The organism is Lentibacter sp., from assembly GCF_029254145.1.
In the GTDB taxonomy this organism is placed as follows: domain Bacteria; phylum Pseudomonadota; class Alphaproteobacteria; order Rhodobacterales; family Rhodobacteraceae; genus Lentibacter.
In genome coordinates, this window is record NZ_JAQWYD010000057.1 from 1 (window position 1) to 14591 (window position 14591).

At 57.8% G+C, this 14591-nt stretch carries 20 protein-coding genes; 7 read left to right on the plus strand and 13 right to left on the minus strand.

Going from position 1 to position 14591, the window contains the following annotated elements:
- The 3 genes from P8O11_RS06450 to P8O11_RS06460 form a co-directional block, all read right to left on the minus strand.
- Window positions 1-1190 (minus strand): acyl-CoA dehydrogenase family protein (locus P8O11_RS06450; RefSeq protein WP_300292860.1); only part of this gene is annotated, 1190 nt, incomplete at its 3' end.
- A gap of 40 nt (window positions 1191-1230) precedes the next feature.
- On the minus strand, window positions 1231-1638 hold the full coding sequence (locus P8O11_RS06455) for a MerR family DNA-binding transcriptional regulator (protein ID WP_089887155.1): 408 nt from the start codon (window positions 1636-1638) through the stop codon (window positions 1231-1233).
- Window positions 1639-1734: 96 nt separating this feature from the next.
- The gene (locus P8O11_RS06460) at window positions 1735-2112 is read right to left on the minus strand and encodes a MerR family DNA-binding transcriptional regulator (RefSeq protein WP_089887157.1); all 378 of its coding nucleotides are present in this window, start codon (window positions 2110-2112) and stop codon (window positions 1735-1737) included.
- Between the two features lie 142 nt (window positions 2113-2254).
- Here P8O11_RS06460 and P8O11_RS06465 point away from each other — a divergent pair, with 142 nt between their 5' ends.
- Genes P8O11_RS06465 through P8O11_RS06475 form a run of 3 tightly spaced genes read left to right on the plus strand, consistent with a single transcriptional unit; the run spans window position 2255 to window position 4498 of the window.
- Entirely contained in the window at window positions 2255-2668 is a 414-nt protein-coding gene (locus tag P8O11_RS06465) for a PaaI family thioesterase (RefSeq protein ID WP_300292863.1), read from the plus strand.
- A gap of 2 nt (window positions 2669-2670) precedes the next feature.
- Window positions 2671-3183: a PaaI family thioesterase gene (locus P8O11_RS06470; protein WP_273496866.1), complete on the plus strand. Its 513-nt coding sequence runs from the start codon at window positions 2671-2673 to the stop codon at window positions 3181-3183.
- Window positions 3176-4498, plus strand: a complete 1323-nt coding sequence (locus tag P8O11_RS06475) for an MATE family efflux transporter (RefSeq protein ID WP_300292909.1) — start codon at window positions 3176-3178, stop codon at window positions 4496-4498. The genes P8O11_RS06470 and P8O11_RS06475 overlap by 8 nt, the downstream gene beginning before the upstream one ends.
- On the opposite strand, the gene arsC is transcribed toward P8O11_RS06475, so the two are convergent.
- Genes arsC through P8O11_RS06510 form a run of 7 tightly spaced genes read right to left on the minus strand, consistent with a single transcriptional unit; the run spans window position 4485 to window position 9219 of the window.
- Window positions 4485-4823, minus strand: a complete 339-nt coding sequence (arsC, locus tag P8O11_RS06480; protein ID WP_300292911.1) for an arsenate reductase (glutaredoxin) — start codon at window positions 4821-4823, stop codon at window positions 4485-4487. The two genes, P8O11_RS06475 and arsC, sit on opposite strands and share 14 nt — an antisense overlap.
- Window positions 4814-5872, minus strand: coding sequence for a quinone-dependent dihydroorotate dehydrogenase (locus P8O11_RS06485; protein WP_300292913.1), 1059 nt, complete (start codon window positions 5870-5872; stop codon window positions 4814-4816). Before P8O11_RS06485 ends, arsC begins: the two co-directional genes overlap by 10 nt.
- Window positions 5865-6212, minus strand: coding sequence for a DUF952 domain-containing protein (locus P8O11_RS06490; RefSeq protein ID WP_300292915.1), 348 nt, complete (start codon window positions 6210-6212; stop codon window positions 5865-5867). Before P8O11_RS06490 ends, P8O11_RS06485 begins: the two co-directional genes overlap by 8 nt.
- A 38-nt stretch (window positions 6213-6250) precedes the next feature.
- Window positions 6251-7228, minus strand: coding sequence for an OmpA family protein (locus P8O11_RS06495; RefSeq protein WP_300292917.1), 978 nt, complete (start codon window positions 7226-7228; stop codon window positions 6251-6253).
- Window positions 7200-7769 carry a peroxidase-related enzyme gene (locus P8O11_RS06500; protein WP_300292920.1) on the minus strand — a complete coding sequence of 190 codons (570 nt, stop codon included), beginning with the start codon at window positions 7767-7769 and terminating at the stop codon, window positions 7200-7202. The genes P8O11_RS06495 and P8O11_RS06500 overlap by 29 nt, the downstream gene beginning before the upstream one ends.
- The gene (locus P8O11_RS06505; protein WP_300292922.1) at window positions 7766-8500 is read right to left on the minus strand and encodes a GNAT family N-acetyltransferase; all 735 of its coding nucleotides are present in this window, start codon (window positions 8498-8500) and stop codon (window positions 7766-7768) included. Before P8O11_RS06505 ends, P8O11_RS06500 begins: the two co-directional genes overlap by 4 nt.
- Window positions 8497-9219: a molybdopterin-binding protein gene (locus P8O11_RS06510; protein WP_300292924.1), complete on the minus strand. Its 723-nt coding sequence runs from the start codon at window positions 9217-9219 to the stop codon at window positions 8497-8499. Before P8O11_RS06510 ends, P8O11_RS06505 begins: the two co-directional genes overlap by 4 nt.
- A gap of 46 nt (window positions 9220-9265) precedes the next feature.
- Between P8O11_RS06510 and sfsA the strand changes: the two genes are divergently transcribed.
- Together sfsA and map are read left to right on the plus strand one after the other, a co-directional pair.
- Window positions 9266-9964 carry a DNA/RNA nuclease SfsA gene (gene sfsA / locus P8O11_RS06515; RefSeq protein ID WP_300292926.1) on the plus strand — a complete coding sequence of 233 codons (699 nt, stop codon included), beginning with the start codon at window positions 9266-9268 and terminating at the stop codon, window positions 9962-9964.
- Between the two features lie 98 nt (window positions 9965-10062).
- The gene (gene map, locus P8O11_RS06520; RefSeq protein WP_300292928.1) at window positions 10063-10881 is read left to right on the plus strand and encodes a type I methionyl aminopeptidase; all 819 of its coding nucleotides are present in this window, start codon (window positions 10063-10065) and stop codon (window positions 10879-10881) included.
- On the opposite strand, the gene rsmD is transcribed toward map, so the two are convergent.
- Entirely contained in the window at window positions 10878-11423 is a 546-nt protein-coding gene (gene rsmD, locus P8O11_RS06525) for a 16S rRNA (guanine(966)-N(2))-methyltransferase RsmD (RefSeq protein WP_300292930.1), read from the minus strand. The two genes, map and rsmD, sit on opposite strands and share 4 nt — an antisense overlap.
- Window positions 11420-12631 carry an FAD-dependent oxidoreductase gene (locus P8O11_RS06530; RefSeq protein WP_300292932.1) on the minus strand — a complete coding sequence of 404 codons (1212 nt, stop codon included), beginning with the start codon at window positions 12629-12631 and terminating at the stop codon, window positions 11420-11422. The genes rsmD and P8O11_RS06530 overlap by 4 nt, the downstream gene beginning before the upstream one ends.
- An 84-nt stretch (window positions 12632-12715) precedes the next feature.
- On the opposite strand from P8O11_RS06530, the gene P8O11_RS06535 reads away from it, so the two are divergent.
- Window positions 12716-13204, plus strand: coding sequence for a peroxiredoxin (locus tag P8O11_RS06535; RefSeq protein ID WP_300292935.1), 489 nt, complete (start codon window positions 12716-12718; stop codon window positions 13202-13204).
- A 118-nt stretch (window positions 13205-13322) separates the two neighbouring features.
- Complete coding sequence (locus P8O11_RS06540; RefSeq protein ID WP_300292937.1) at window positions 13323-13877, plus strand: YaeQ family protein; 555 nt, start codon at window positions 13323-13325, stop codon at window positions 13875-13877.
- 148 nt (window positions 13878-14025) lie between these two features.
- Here the strand turns inward: P8O11_RS06540 and P8O11_RS06545 are convergent, their stop codons facing one another.
- A complete protein-coding gene (locus tag P8O11_RS06545; protein ID WP_300292939.1) occupies window positions 14026-14568 on the minus strand; it encodes an AAA family ATPase in 543 nt (180 codons plus the stop codon).
- Window positions 14569-14591 lie beyond the last annotated feature (23 nt).

Genomic DNA, 14591 nt, shown 5'->3' on the forward strand with positions numbered 1-14591 from the left:
TCTGTGAGGAAGCCTTTGATGACGGGTGTCATAAGGGAGATCAGGCCATCGGCGTCTTTGTCGCCCGCGCGGTGCGCGGCATCAATCAGAGAGGACCCCCAGAGAATAAAGGCGCGCGCGCCTTCAACGAAGCTTTTCTGGTCCATCAACATGCGGCGGACATCAGGGTGCACGATCAGAGGATCGGCGGGGCCATCTGGATTTTTCACGCCTGTGACATCGCGGCCTTGGAGGCGGTCTTTGGCATAGACAACTGCGTTTTGGTAAGCGGCTTCGGCTTGTGCGACGCCCTGCATGCCGACACCGATGCGGGCTTCGTTCATCATTGTGAACATGGCGCGCATGCCTTTGTGCTCGGTTCCGAGGAGATAGCCGGTCGCTTCGTCATAGTTCATCACACAGGTCGAGTTGCCGTGAATGCCCATTTTCTCTTCGAGAGCGCCACAGCTCACGCCGTTGCGCGCACCAAGAGAGCCATCTTCGCTGACCATGAATTTGGGCACGATAAAGAGCGACACGCCTTTGATACCGTCAGGGCCACCCGGGATTTTGGCGAGGACCAAGTGGATAATGTTGTCTGCCATCTCGTGCTCGCCCGAAGAGATGAAGATCTTTTGGCCCGAAAGTTTGAAGCTGCCGTCGTCTTGTGGCTCTGCTTTGGTGCGCATGAGGCCAAGGTCTGTGCCGCAGTGTGGCTCGGTCAGGTTCATAGTACCTGTCCATTCGCAGCTGACCATTTTGGGCAGGAATGTTTTTTTTTGGGCGTCGGTGCCGTGGGCAAGGATCGCAGAGGCTGCGCCATGCGTTAGGCCTTGGTACATGGTAAAGGCCTGGTTGGACGCCGAGAACATTTCTCCTACGGCTGTTCCAAGCACATAGGGCATGTTCTGACCGCCGTATTCTTCGGGCATATCAAGTCCAGTCCAACCCCCTTCACGGACCTGATCAAACGCTTCTTTGAAGCCTCTCGGGACACGCACCACACCGTTTTCAAGCGAGCAGCCCTCTTTGTCACCAACAGCATTAAGCGGGGCGAGAACGTCTGAGCAAATTTTGCCCGCTTCCTCAAGGACCGCTGCTGTGAAGTCTGGCTCAAGCTCACTGTAGCCTGAAATATCGGATGCGCTGGCTTTGAGAACCTCGTGTAGAACGAATTGAAGGTCTTTAACGGGGGCTGTGTAACTCGGCATGTGGTTTCTCCCTGAAGTCTTTTTGTGCGGTCTGTTCTGTTTATTCGGCGGCGTCTTTGCCTTCGGCCATTGCCGCAAGTGTCTGTGCGACGCCGTTAATCTGGTCGCCGAGGTCCTTGATCGCTAGGGTGAGTTCGTCACGCTGGCGAACCATGTCGGCAAGGCGCTCTTGAGCGATTGCAAATGTGCGGGCGAGCTGTGTCTGCTGTTGGTCGCCGACATGGTAAAGCTCAAGCAGCTGGCGGATTTCTTCGAGAGAAAACCCAAAGCGCTTGCCGCGCAGGATGAGCTTGAGGCGACCACGATCACGGCGCGTGAACAGGCGCTTCTGGCCGTCGCGCAGGGGCGACAAGAGCTCTTTGGCTTCATAGAAACGCAAGGTGCGGGGCGTCACATCATAGGTGTCGCACATCTCGCGGATTGTCATCAGTTTATCTGTATCAGGCATGAAAACATCTCGTTTGAGGAACGCGTGATGTTTAGATGCAAAGCTTGGCCGAGTCGTTCAAGGGAAAGTTGACGTTTACGTAAACGATACGTTGCGTCACTTCTTGGTTTGAAGAGTTTCCAGTGTCTCCCGGCGGTTTTCCGTCAGCTCTTCAATGGCAGTGTTGAGTTCGGCACGTTGTTTTTCCAGCTCAATGAGCTTGCCGTCGGCCATATCGATCCAGTGCTGGAGTTGGGCTTTTGTGCCATGCTCTTCGTAGACCAGCAGGAACTGTCGGATGTCTTCCAGTGGAAAGCCCCAGCGGCGGCCGCGCATGATCAGTGTCATGCGTGCGATCTCGCGAGCGGAGTAAAACCGCGAGCGGCCTTCGCGCTCGGGCTGAAGCAATTCGATGTATTCATAGTAGCGTAACGTGCGCGGCGTTACGTCGAATTTGGCGCACATGTCTTTGAAGTTTAGCCGTGTGTCCGTCATTCTTAGTCTCCTCGCGCGGACCCTAGGGCGGTGTGGCAAAAGACACAAGACAGACAATTGCGGTGTTACTGCTTGCGAAGGGTGCGGCGGTCTGGAAGTATGTGGCCAACAGAGGCCAAGTGCCCGACGGAGCAAGCGCCCAATGGATAAAACCAAAATTGCCAAACAGTTTATTTCCGCGATCCCACACAGCCGCGCATTGGGCATGGAGCTGAAGAATATTTCAGACGGCTACGCGCGAATTGAGATGCCTTATTCCGAGTATCTTGTGGGCGATCCTGAGACAGGGGTGATCCATGGCGGTGCGGTGTCAGCGCTTATGGATACGTGCTGTGGTGCGGCGGCCATGAGCCATCCGAGCAACCCTGCGGGGACGGCGACGATTGATTTGCGCATTGACTATATGCGCCCGGCCACGCCTGGCCAGACCATCGCCACGGAGGCGCATTGTTATCACATCACCCGCTCAGTTGCCTTTGTGCGGGCTACGGCGACGGATGACGACAAAGAGAACCCAGTGGCCACGGCCACAGGGGCCTTTACGGTGGAGCGCTGAGCATGGCTTACAAACGTCCCGAACCTGTGCAGGTTGTCAAACAACGCCGTGATGCGGCCTTGAGTGCGTTGGTGCACGGTGTGCCGTATATCAATTTTATGGGCATCGAATTTGACCGTCGGGGGGACGAGCTCACGGCTATTCTTCCTTATGATGATAAACTCATTGGCAACCCTTTGTTGCCAGCTCTCCATGGCGGGGCGATCTCCGGGTTTATGGAAGTTGCCGCTGTGATCGGGCTTGGCTGGTCTGTGCTTTGGGACGAGATTGAGCGCGGCGATCTGGACGCGGATGAAGTTGTTCAAGGGCATTTGCCACGGTTGCCAAAGACCATCGACTTTACCATCGATTATCTTCGTACGGGCCTGCCTCGAGATGCGTATGCGCGTGCAAAAGTGAACCGCTCTGGGCGGCGCTATGCGAGCGTGCATGTCGAAGCGTGGCAAGACAATCGCAACCGCATTTTTGCGCAGGGCACGGGGCACTTCCTGATGCCTCCGCGGCGGGATGAGTGACGCGATAGGCGATAGAGAGCTCACCTATCGTCGGGTGCTCAAGATCGCCATTCCCATCTTACTGGCCAATGTGACAATCCCTATTCTCGGCGCGGTGGATACCGCTGTTGTCGGACAGATTCCAGACGCGGCGCCGATTGCGGCGGTGGGTGTGGGTGCCGTCTTCATTTCGGCCATCTACTGGGTCTTTGGCTTTTTGAGAATGGGCACGACGGGCCTCACCAGCCAAGCAGCGGGGCGCGGGGAAGCGGGCGAAGTGGCGGCGCTTTTGACGCGCGCCTTGATGATCGGGGTGGCGGGGGGGCTGTTCTTTGTGCTGATCCAGCCCTTGCTGATCTGGGGGGCCTTTCGCCTTTCGCCTGCGAGCGCGGAAGTCGAGGGGCTGGCGGAGACCTATATGCGAATTCGCATCTTCTCGGCGCCTGCTGCCATTGCGATGTATGGGATCACAGGTTGGTTGATTGCTCAGGAGCGCACGCGGGAAGTCTTGTGGATCCAACTTCTGATGAACGGGGTGAATGTCGGGCTTGATCTTGTTTTCGTCCTTTCGTTTGGCTGGGGTGTTGCTGGGGTCGCTTGGGCCACGTTTATTGCAGAATGGTCAGGGCTGGTGCTTGGGCTGTGGATGTGCCGCGAGGCGTTTGCCCACTCCGCTTGGCGCGATTGGGCGCGGGTGTTTGACCGTATCAAGCTCAAGCGGATGGCTGTGGTGAACAGCGATATTCTGATCCGCTCGCTTTTGTTGCAGGGAATCTTTGTGTCGTTTCTGCTGCTGGGCGGGCGCTTTGGCGATGTGACTTTGGCGGCGAATCAAGTCTTGCTCCAGTTTCTGCACATCACAGGCTATGCGCTTGACGGATTTGCCTTTGCGGCCGAAGCGCTGGTGGGGCAGGCATTTGGCGCTGCGGCTGTGGCGCAGGTGCGGCGCGCGGCGGTGCTGACCACCTATTGGGCGCTGGGCGTACTCATGGCGCTGGCGTTCTGGCTTATTGGGCCGATGATTATCGACATCATGACCAAAGCGCCAGATGTGCAGCAAGAGGCGCGTCGCTATCTGCCTTGGCTCATTGCAGCGCCTGTGATGATTGTCGGGCTGACACAGTTTGACGGAATATTCATCGGGGCGACGCGTACGGCAGATATGCGTAACATGATGGCTGTGGCCTTTGTGATTTATGTGCTCGCGGCTTGGGCCTTGATGCCACGCATGGAAAATCACGGTCTTTGGCTGGCGCTGCATATTTCGTTTATTGCTCGCGCGGGAAGCCTCGCCTTGCGCTACCCCGCTCTTGAGCGGGCGGCTAAAGCAGGCTGAGCACGGCCTCGGGCGGGCGGCCAATCACGGCTTTTTCCCCCGCAAACACAATCGGGCGCTCGATGAGCTTGGGCATGCGGGCCATAGCGGCGAAGAGGATATCCTCGGAGCTGTCTTGGCTGAGGCTCTCGGCCTTGAACTCGGGCTCGCCTGTGCGCATCATCTTGATGGGCGCGACGCCAAGAGCCGTTGCCGCGGCGCGCAGCTCGGCTTCGCTTGGGGCGTCAGTGAGATAGAGGCGCACCGTCGGTTCTCGGGCTTCAATCAGCGCAAGAGTTTGGCGCGACTTCGAGCAGCGAGGGTTGTGCCAAATGGTTAGAGCCATGCGTCACGCCCTGTTCCCACGGCATCGGCCACATTGGCGAAGCCGTCTTTTTCAAGCAGCGTATCAAGGCCATGAGCGATCTCGCTGGCGAGGCTCAGGCCGTGATAAACAAACGCTGTATAGAGCTGTACGGCAGACGCGCCCGCGAGGATTTTGGTGTAAGCTTGTTCGGCTGTGGCGATCCCGCCGACACCAACGAGAGGGAGCTTGCCCTCGGTGGCTTTGCTGAGCTTTGCAAGCACGCGTGTGGAGCGCTCAAAGAGCGGCGCGCCAGAAAGCCCGCCTGCCTCGGATTTGGCGGCGCTATTGAGGCCGTCGCGTGACAGGGTTGTGTTGGTTGCGATGATGGCACTCAGGCCTTGAGCGAGAGCAACATCGGCGATTTCGCTGATCTCTGTGTCGGTCAGGTCGGGGGCGATTTTGAGGAAGATGGGCAGCGGCTTTTTGAGCCAGTTGTTGACCTCCATCACGCCAGCGAGCAGGGCCGAAAGCGCTTCAGCGCCTTGTAGATCGCGCAGCTTTTCTGTGTTGGGGGAGGAGACATTGACCGTGGCAAAGTCAAGATGCGCGCCGCAATAGCTGAGCACGCGGGCGAAGTCTTCGGCGCGGTTCTCGCTGTCTTTGTTGGCGCCAAGATTGAGGCCGATAACGGCGTCTTTTGGGCGATTTGCCAGCCGCGCGTTTGCGGCTTCCATGCCTTGGTTGTTAAAGCCGAAACGGTTGATGGCGGCTTGGTCTTCGGTCAGGCGGAAGAGGCGGGGCTTGGGGTTGCCTGGCTGTGCGCGGGGTGTCACGGCGCCGACTTCGACAAAGCCGAACCCTGCGCGTGCGAGCGGGGCAAGCACCTCGGCATTTTTGTCAAAGCCCGCGGCGAGGCCGACGGGGTTCGGCAGAGTAAGGCCCGCAAGCGTGGTCGCCAAACGCGGCGAGGTGACGGGACCAGACAGCGGCACGAGGCCGAGTTTGAGCGCGGATATGGCGAGGCCGTGGGCGCTCTCTGGATCAAAGGCGTGCATCGCTTTGAGGGCGAGGGTTTCGAGCTTAGTCATCGGCCAAGGCCTCTTCGGGAAAGACATGAACGCCATCGACGAGCGGAAGCGGCCAATGCGCGACGACATCTGAAAGTTTCAGGTTGCGGTAAAGATGTGGAAAAAGGTCATCGCCACGCGAGACCTCCCATTCGAGGTCGTCATCGACGGCTTCGGCGTCAACCGCCAGCAGCACGAGGCCCTCTTCGCCAGCAAAGTGCTTGGCGGCGGTTTCTTGCGCCTGTGTTGGCGTTGAGAAATGGACATAGCCATCGGCTACATCAATCGGCGCGCCTTGGCTTTCGCCGTTTGCGCGCAGGGCCGCCCATTCGGGGGCGCGGAATATCTTGAGGATCAGCATGAGGCTGTGATGCCTTTTGGACGCGGATTGGTCAAGCGCTACTCTGTGCTGAGAAGCACCACCTCGACGCGTCTATTGGCTTCGCGACCTTTGTCAGTGAGGTTGCTGACCACGGGGGAAAGGTAACCCATACCTTCCGCTTCCATTTGTGCGGCGGGGATACCATGCGCGGAGGCGAGACGTTGCATGACTGATGTGGCGCGGCGCTTGGAAAGGGCTATGTTGCCCGAGAGCGAGCCGACTGTGTCGGTATGGCCGACAAGAGCGACTTTGCGGGTCGGGTTTGCGCGCAGGTATGTTGCGAGAGCCTCAAGGCTGGCAAAGGCACCTTGGCCAAGGTCGGATGAGCCTGTTTCAAAGGTCAGGTCAGAGAGGACAGCGTGGCCACGTGTTTCAAGCTCTGTCCCGATGGGGCCTTTGGGCTGGCGCGGGGTGACAACGGGCTGGGCGACAAGTGGTTCACCACGTTCTGTGGCGAGCGGTGTTGCGCCTTCGGGTGTGACTTGGATGATCTGCACATAGCCTGCCGTGCTGTCGCGGCTCACAAGAAGGGTGATATACTCGGAGGCAGCGCCGCCTTCGGGCATGCGTCTTGCGGTGAGGAAGATATAATCAAACAGATCTACGAACATGTCAGGTGCGGGCAAGACATCTGTTGAAAAACGGAAATCAAAGCCACCGCAGAACCTGTCTTGGCATTTGAACAGAGGGTCAAAGCCTGCTGCGACCAAGCTTTCTTCAATCGGAGTGAGAATCTGTTGGGGTGTGATGCCTTGTTGTGGGATGCGATAGGCTTGTTTTGTGATGCGGCCCTGCACCTCGAACACGGGCAGAAGCCCTGCTGCGTAGGGCGCAACGGGGGCGGAATAACTGGCGGCACTTTTGACGACTTCGCGGGTAAGGCGCGCGTTGGAAGGCAGCGCGAGAGCTTCGGCAAGAAGCGGCGCGGCAGTCAGACATATGAGCGCCAGAGCAGCGCTGAAAACGTTAGCGCGATTGCGCGTGATACTCGTCATTTGGGCGCATATCTGTGGCGGAGGCCACACGGTTTGTCATGTTGTAAAAGCCTGCGACATTGGCAATGTCCCAAATGTCGCGGTCGGAAAAGCCTACAGTGCGCAGGGCCTCGCGGTCGGCCTCAACGATTGTGTAACTGGCGACAGTGATTTTCTCGGCGAAGGAGAGCATCGCGGTTTGGCGGGCGTCAAGATCGGCGGCACGCCAGTTCATCACCAGCATTTCACCAAGCATCGGATCACCCGAGAGCTGGCGAACAGCTTGGCCATGAGCTGTGAGGCAGTAAAAGCATTTGTTGATTGAGGAGACCGCGACGGCGATCATCTCGCGCTCAAGCTTGCTCAGGCCGCTTTGGGCGAGCATCAGGTCATTGTAGAGCGCTGTGAAGGCGTTGAGCTTGTCGATGTCAAAGGCATAGGCTTGCAGCACGTTTGGCACGAGGCCGAGCTTGTCCTGACAGATATCAAAGTATTTCTGCGTCTCGTCGGGGAGCGGATCAAGCATGGGAAGGTCAAGTGCAGTCGGTTGTTTATGGCTCATGTCTGGCCCTCTTTCTTCAAGCGGTAGTGATACTGTCCCACAGATGTCATGCCGAGGGAAGTGTAGAGCGCGTTGCCCGCCTGATTGGCTTGAGTGACCACAAGCGAGATGTGGCCTGCCCCGTTGCGCGCGGCCCAGTGGGCGAGTTCGTACATCGCGAACTTGCCCATGTTCTGTTTGCGTTGGTGCGGCAAGACCTCAAGTGCGTGAACCATGGCGACACCGTCATGAATGGCACAAAATGCTGCGGCGGCAGGGTGATCATTGAGACGTCCGATGAGGCCCGTCTTGGGGCCTTGGGCGCGGTGCATCACATCAATTCGGCCCTCAATGATGCCGCCTTTGGCCCAGATGTCGAGCATGATCGCCAGTGGCTCCCATGCCAGCAGTGCGCAGATGCGCGGCGGGTGTTTCTCGGCAAAGATCGAAACGGGAGCGACGTAGGCTGTGACGGGGTCATGGACGACGTAGCCCTGCTCGGAGAGGAGTGCATCAAGCGTCTCGTCGCCTTCGCGGATCATGAAGAGATTGGGCTGGCCCATCGCCTGCATCTGCGCTTCGGCTGTGGCGATATCCTCGACAGTGACGGGGCCTTGGGCGGTTGTGGCGCTGACGCGCTGGCCACCGCCTGCGCCGCGCCGAAAGAGCCATGGGCCTGTCTGCGTATATTCGGCGGCGGGCCATGTGCCATCGACAACATCATAGATTTGCTGGATGCCAGGGAGAGTCATGCGGGGAAAATCTCCACGAGCTCGCACATGGCTTTGTCCAACAGAGGGCCATCAGAGCTGCGCATGACGATGTTTGCACCATATACGCCATTGTCCTGAAACGGGTAGGAGCCGATAGACAGCGCAGGATATCGCGCGGCCAGATCGGCCAAGGGGCCTGCGATATCGCCTTCGCCGCGGTTGATGCGCAGGGTTTGGCTCAGAAGTGGCGCGCCGCCTGTGAGGGTCGGCAAGACCGTGGCGAGCATGGCTTGGAAGACAGACGGGACGCCGGCCATGACGTGGACATTGCCAAGGGTGAAGCCGGGCGCGACGGATACAGGGTTGTCAATCAGCGTCGCGCCATCAGGGATGCGCGCCATGCGCATGCGTGCGGCGTTGAACTCTCGGCCTGTCTCTTCATAGAAGGCGGCGAGCAATGCGCGGGCATCATCGCGCACATCGATATGTGCGCCGAAGGCTTCTGCTATACAATCGGCGGTGATGTCATCATGGGTCGGGCCAATGCCGCCTGATGTGAACACTGTGTCATAAGCCGCAGAGAGCGCCTGAACCGCTGCGACGATAGCGGGGGCATCATCAGACACAACACGGACCTCTGAAAGCGTGATGCCTGCTTTGGTCAGCTCGCCTGCGAGGTGATGCATATTGGCGTCGCGGGTGCGGCCTGAGAGAATCTCGTCGCCGATGACGAGCATTGCGGCTGTTGGGTTGCTCATGCGGTGTTCCTTGAAGCTTTGTTGGCTTGGGTATAGGCCGTATATCATGCGCTTTCAAACCCCACTTGAGCCTGCGACACTCTTGCGCCGCTATAAACGCTTTCTTGCCGATATCCGCTTGGCGGACGGGCGCGAGGCAGTGGCGCATTGCGCAAACCCTGGCTCGATGATGGGGCTGGCCGAGACAGGCATGCGCATCTGGGTGGAGCCTAATGACGACCCCAAGAAAAAGCTCAAATATGGCTGGCGGCTTGTGGAGCATGGTGGCGGGCATTTTACGGGGGTGGATACCTCTGCTGCGAACCGTGTTGTCAAGGCGGGGCTTGAGGCCCGCGCTATTGCCGAGCTTGAATATGATGTGGTGCGCCCTGAAGTGAAATATGGCGAAAAGAGCCGTGTGGACTTTCTGCTGCAGGGTGGCGTGCGTGATATTTACCTCGAGGTAAAGTCGGTCACGCTGATGCGGACGGCAGGGCTGGCCGAATTCCCTGACTCTGTTACGGCGCGGGGACTGAAGCATTTGCAGGAGCTGGCTGCGATGGTCTCGCAAGGGCATCGGGCTATACTTTTGTTTTTAGTCCAGCGCACGGATGCGAAAGTGGTCAGCGTGGCGGGGGATATTGATGCGGCTTATGCGGCAGGGTTGCGCGCGGCTCTGGCGGCGGGCGTTGAGGCTCTGGCGTATGATTGTGTGATTGACCCGCAAGGTATCACCCTTGGAAAGCCGTTGGATTTGCAGCTTTGAACTGGTGCTGCGCACGGGGCTTGAGGCTTGGGCTGGCCCTTGGGCTTGATCCGATTTATGTAGAACCAAAGTGATCAGATATAGATGAGGCCAGCGCCGTGGGTGAGAAGCATAACGGACCAGTGACGAGAGACGGTATTCGCATTCATAGCGAGGCCGATTTTGCAGGGATGCGCGCGGCGGGGCGCTTGGCAGCCGACATTCTGGACCGCATTGGCGAGCATGTTTTTGTTGGACAGAGCACAGCTGAGATTGACCGTATCGTCGAGGATATGGTCAATGCGGCGGGAGCCAAGTCAGCCACCATCGGTTACAAAGGCTATGAGCACGCGAGCTGTGTTTCGATCAACCACGTGGTGTGTCACGGTATTCCCTCTGACAAAAAGCTCAAGGATGGCGACATTCTCAACATCGATGTGACGGTGATTGTTGACGGCTGGTTTGGCGATACCAGCCGCATGTTTGTGGCGGGTAAACTTGGCCGCAAGGCGGAACGTCTGATCGAGATTACCCATGAAGCGCTGTTCAAGGGGATTGAAGCGGTAAAGCCTGGCAACACTTTTGGCGATATTGGCTATGCGATCCAGAGCTTTGTTGAAGCGCAGCGCATGTCCGTGGTGCGCGACTTTTGCGGGCACGGGCTTGGCACTGTGTTTCACGCGCCGCCAAATGTTTTGCATTACGGGCGCGAAGGCACGGGGCCTGTTTTGGATGAGGGTATGTTCTTTACCATCGAGCCGATGGTGAACCTTGGACGGCCTGAAACCAAAGTTCTGGCAGATGATTGGACGGCTGTGACGCGGGACAAGTCTCTCAGCGCTCAGTTTGAGCACTCGATTGGCGTGACTGCGACGGGCTATGAGATCTTTACCCTGTCGCCTGCCGGGCGGTTTCACCCGACGTATGGCCAGGACTAGGCACGCAGGAGCGTGATGACTGTGCTGCCGTATTTGCGCTGATCCTCTAGCGTGAAGCCTTGAGGCGCATACATTGGCGCGCTTTCTTCCCAGACAACGAGCGCATCCTCAGAGAGCCAGCCTTGGGCGCGGGCGGAGGCAAGGGCCTGCTCGCCCAAAGCTTTGCCATAGGGGGGGTCCAGAAAGACCAGATTGCAGGGAGTTTTGGCTGGAGGAAGGCTTGTGGCGTCACTTTTGAGAAGAGCCGCGTCTTGCGTGCGGCGGGCTTTGTTAAGATTCTCTAGGATGAGCTTTTGGCCTGCACGGCCATTTTCCACATAGGTTACATGGGTTGCGCCACGGCTGAGCGCTTCGAGGCCAAGTGCGCCTGTGCCTGCGAAGAGATCAAGCACGCGCGCACCAGAGGGCTGACCGTAATGCACGAGGATATTGAAGAGGCTCTCGCGCACGCGGTCTGACGTGGGGCGCAAGTGGGCGTCTGTGTCGCCTTGGCCGACCTCTGCGAGCACCAGCCCGCGGTGTTGCCCTGCAATAATCCTCACGCCGACATCAGGGATTTGAGCTCTGTTGCGGGGTCCGTGACCACTTCTGGCGCGGGGGATTTGCCCGCCTCGATGAGGCGCTTGCCGATCATGTAAGCGCGCGGATCATTGGCGGCATCGACAGCGAGGAGCGTCTGCCCCCCGTAATACCAGAAGGAGACTGCGCCGTCTTTTTCGCCTTTGCGGGTGACAACGCGGTCATAGCCTGTGTTGAGCCCCGCGATCTGGAGTTTGACGTCGTATTGATCCGACCAAAACCAAGGCTTGGCCGTGTATTCAACGGCTTTACCGAGCATATTTTGTGCAACGATTTCGGCTTGGTCGATGGCGTTGGGCACAGACTCTAGGCGGATGCGCCCGTCGCGATAAGGGAACGAAGCGCAATCGCCCGCGGCCCAGATATGGGCGTCAGAGGTGCGCCCGTGCGCGTCTGTCATGATGCCGTTGTCCAGCGTGAGGCCTGCGGCTTCGGCCAGAGCTGTGGCGGGGGCAATGCCAACGCCGACAAGGGCGAAGTCTATCTCAAGGGTGGTTCCGTCTGACAGTTCCGCCCCTGTGACGCGGGTGTCGCCGATCAGGCGTTTGAGGCCTGTGCCCTCAAGGATATTGACGCCGTGTGCCGTATGCAAAGTGCGGAAGTAATCTGATGTTTCGGGGGAGGCGACGCGCTGTAGGATACGGTCGACCATTTCGACCAGTGTGACATTGAGGCCCTTTTTGGCGGCCACGGCAGCGGCCTCAAGACCGATATAGCCTCCACCAATAATCAGGACGCGTTTGCCTTCGCCAAATTCTGGCTCCATCGCATCGACATCCGTGAGGCCGCGCACAACATAGACGCCGTCCAGCGCGCCGCCGATTGCGGCGGGCAGGCGGCGGGGGGTGGAGCCTGTTGTAAGGGCAAGCTCGTCATAGCTCAGCGTCTCTGCGTCAACGGTCAGGGTCTTGGCCGCAGGATCAATAGCGCTGACATGTGCACCGAGGCGCAGGGAAATGCTCTGATCGGCATAATAGCTTTCGGGGCGCAGGTAGAGCCGCTCAAGTTCCATATCGCCCAAGAGATAGGCCTTGGAGAGTGGCGGGCGCTGGTAGGGGGGCGCAGTTTCCTCGCCTATCAGGGTGATCGCCCCATCAAAGCCTTCATTGCGCAGCTTGGCGACAAGAGACGCGCCAGCCTGACCTGCTCCGACAACGACGATATGAGACATTAGTGTGATCCTTCTGCTGGCCCTGACCGTAAAGAACCCTATATGGTTTCAAGAGACAATCGCAAACAGGGAAAGACACGGATTATGACGATTTCAGTTGGAGACAAACTACCAGAAGTGGCTGTTATGACGCTCGGCGCGGACGGGCCAGCGCCTGTGGAGCTGGGCGAAAAGCTCAAAGGGCGCAAGGTTGTAATCTTTGCTGTTCCGGGCGCTTACACGCCGACCTGCCATTCGGCACATGTGCCAAGCTTTGTGCGCCAGAAAGAGGCACTGGCGGCCAAAGGCGTGGATGAGATTATCTGTCTTTCGGTCAATGACCCTTGGGTTATGAACGCATGGGGCGAGGCCACGGGTGCGGCAGGTGAGGGCATCACCATGCTTGCCGATTCTTCAGGTGCTTTTACCAAGGCGATTGGCATGGATTTTGATGCGCCGCCCGTTGGCTTTGTGAGCCGCTCCAAGCGCTATGCTTTGATGGCGGAGGATGGCGTTGTGAAAGTACTGCACGCCGAAGAGAGCCCTGGAACCTGCGAAATTTCTGGTGGTGAAGCAATGGTTGCTGCTCTTTAAGCCAACCAAATTAGAGAACCTCGTTTGGCCCCCTTGCCGAGGGGGCCTTTCTTTATGCGCTTTTACATTGTCGTCAGACGCATTAGGCAGCACTAACTTCAAAGGTCAGGGGCCGAGCATGGCGCAAAACGCGACGATTTATAAAGTTGAACTGTCTGTGTCTGACATGGATCGTCATTACTACGAGACCCATAAGTTGACTGTTGCAAAGCACCCGTCGGAGACGGATGAGCGCTTGATGGTTCGCTTGCTCGCTTTTGCTTTGAATGCGCATGAGCAGTTGGAGATGACCAAGGGGATTTCGACGGATGACGAGCCCGACATCTGGCAAAAGAGCTTTAGCAACGAGCTTGAGCTATGGGTTTCGCTCGGGCAGCCGAGTGAGAAGCTTGTGCGGCAATCCTGCGGCAAGGCGCGTAAAGTGGCTATTTACAGCTATGGCGGCCGGACTGCAGAGATGTGGTGGGACAAGCTCAAGAACAGCACGAGCCGTTTTGACAACCTTCAGGTTATGAACCTCTCGGAGAAAGACACTGGCGAGCTGTCCAAACTGGCGAACCGCTCGATGAAACTTCAGATCAACATTCAGGACGGCGAAGTTATGGTCAGCGGTGATGAGGGCATGGTTTATGTGACGCTTGTGGAGTGGAAAAGTGTGGCAAGCCGAGGGTAGACTCTGCTAACGTGACAGATCAAACATTGGCGTTCCAAGCGCGTGACCGCAACCTCCGCTGTGCGGGACGAAGCTGCCATTTCGCTGCGGCTGCGTGAAGGTCGGCTTTTGTAGTCTGGGCTTTTCGACCCCTTTGGAGCTTGGGGCGCTATCTATAGAATGCGGTTCGAATTCTGGTGCTTAAATCGGCGATATCCGGCACGCCCTCGGCGTCCACTTTTAGCACTTCGCCAATGCCCAGTGGAAAGCGGTCTGCCCATGACTTCATTCGCTTTTCCAGTTCACTGACTTCATTTTGATAGTCCATGTGACCAGGGTGCCTTGTTCTCGCCAGGAAACGTGCCAGTGCAAGTTTGGGCGAGCAGGTGCAGAAAACTTCAACGAGTTGGTCGTACTCGTCGGTCAACCAATTGGTCGGAGTTCCGCTTTCATCAGTACTGAGCAGAGGACGCCAACGCGAAACAAGAACGGCAGAGCCTGAACGCGCTGCCTCGTCTTGAAAGGTTTGATCGCTTTGTCTGCTGAAACGCTTCCGGTCTTTCAAGGATTGAACACCAAATTGTTCAAAAAGGTCCTCAAGGAAGTCGTCTTTATCAAGAAGCTCAAAGTCGAGACTATTGGCAAGCTGACGAGCTATTGTCGTTTTTCCGCTTGCGGGAATACCTGTGACGATCACACCGTACTTCATCATCTACTGGCCATCCTTTCCTTGAA

What these genes read in the sequence shown, in the direction of transcription:
- P8O11_RS06455 (WP_089887155.1), bottom strand. Translation starts at nt 1,638, where the DNA reads ATGCCTGATACAGATAAACTGATGACAATCCGCGAGATGTGCGACACC.
- P8O11_RS06500 (WP_300292920.1), bottom strand. Translation starts at nt 7,769, where the DNA reads ATGAGCCATAAACAACCGACTGCACTTGACCTTCCCATGCTTGATCCG.
- P8O11_RS06470 (WP_273496866.1), top strand. Translation starts at nt 2,671, where the DNA reads ATGGCTTACAAACGTCCCGAACCTGTGCAGGTTGTCAAACAACGCCGT.
- P8O11_RS06505 (WP_300292922.1), bottom strand. Translation starts at nt 8,500, where the DNA reads ATGACTCTCCCTGGCATCCAGCAAATCTATGATGTTGTCGATGGCACA.
- P8O11_RS06460 (WP_089887157.1), bottom strand. Translation starts at nt 2,112, where the DNA reads ATGACGGACACACGGCTAAACTTCAAAGACATGTGCGCCAAATTCGAC.
- P8O11_RS06485 (WP_300292913.1), bottom strand. Translation starts at nt 5,872, where the DNA reads ATGACTAAGCTCGAAACCCTCGCCCTCAAAGCGATGCACGCCTTTGAT.
- P8O11_RS06510 (WP_300292924.1), bottom strand. Translation starts at nt 9,219, where the DNA reads ATGAGCAACCCAACAGCCGCAATGCTCGTCATCGGCGACGAGATTCTC.
- P8O11_RS06545 (WP_300292939.1), bottom strand. Translation starts at nt 14,568, where the DNA reads ATGATGAAGTACGGTGTGATCGTCACAGGTATTCCCGCAAGCGGAAAA.
- P8O11_RS06475 (WP_300292909.1), top strand. Translation starts at nt 3,176, where the DNA reads ATGAGTGACGCGATAGGCGATAGAGAGCTCACCTATCGTCGGGTGCTC.
- P8O11_RS06540 (WP_300292937.1), top strand. Translation starts at nt 13,323, where the DNA reads ATGGCGCAAAACGCGACGATTTATAAAGTTGAACTGTCTGTGTCTGAC.
- P8O11_RS06495 (WP_300292917.1), bottom strand. Translation starts at nt 7,228, where the DNA reads ATGACGAGTATCACGCGCAATCGCGCTAACGTTTTCAGCGCTGCTCTG.
- P8O11_RS06535 (WP_300292935.1), top strand. Translation starts at nt 12,716, where the DNA reads ATGACGATTTCAGTTGGAGACAAACTACCAGAAGTGGCTGTTATGACG.
- P8O11_RS06465 (WP_300292863.1), top strand. Translation starts at nt 2,255, where the DNA reads ATGGATAAAACCAAAATTGCCAAACAGTTTATTTCCGCGATCCCACAC.
- sfsA (WP_300292926.1), top strand. Translation starts at nt 9,266, where the DNA reads ATGCGCTTTCAAACCCCACTTGAGCCTGCGACACTCTTGCGCCGCTAT.
- arsC (WP_300292911.1), bottom strand. Translation starts at nt 4,823, where the DNA reads ATGGCTCTAACCATTTGGCACAACCCTCGCTGCTCGAAGTCGCGCCAA.
- P8O11_RS06490 (WP_300292915.1), bottom strand. Translation starts at nt 6,212, where the DNA reads ATGCTGATCCTCAAGATATTCCGCGCCCCCGAATGGGCGGCCCTGCGC.
- P8O11_RS06530 (WP_300292932.1), bottom strand. Translation starts at nt 12,631, where the DNA reads ATGTCTCATATCGTCGTTGTCGGAGCAGGTCAGGCTGGCGCGTCTCTT.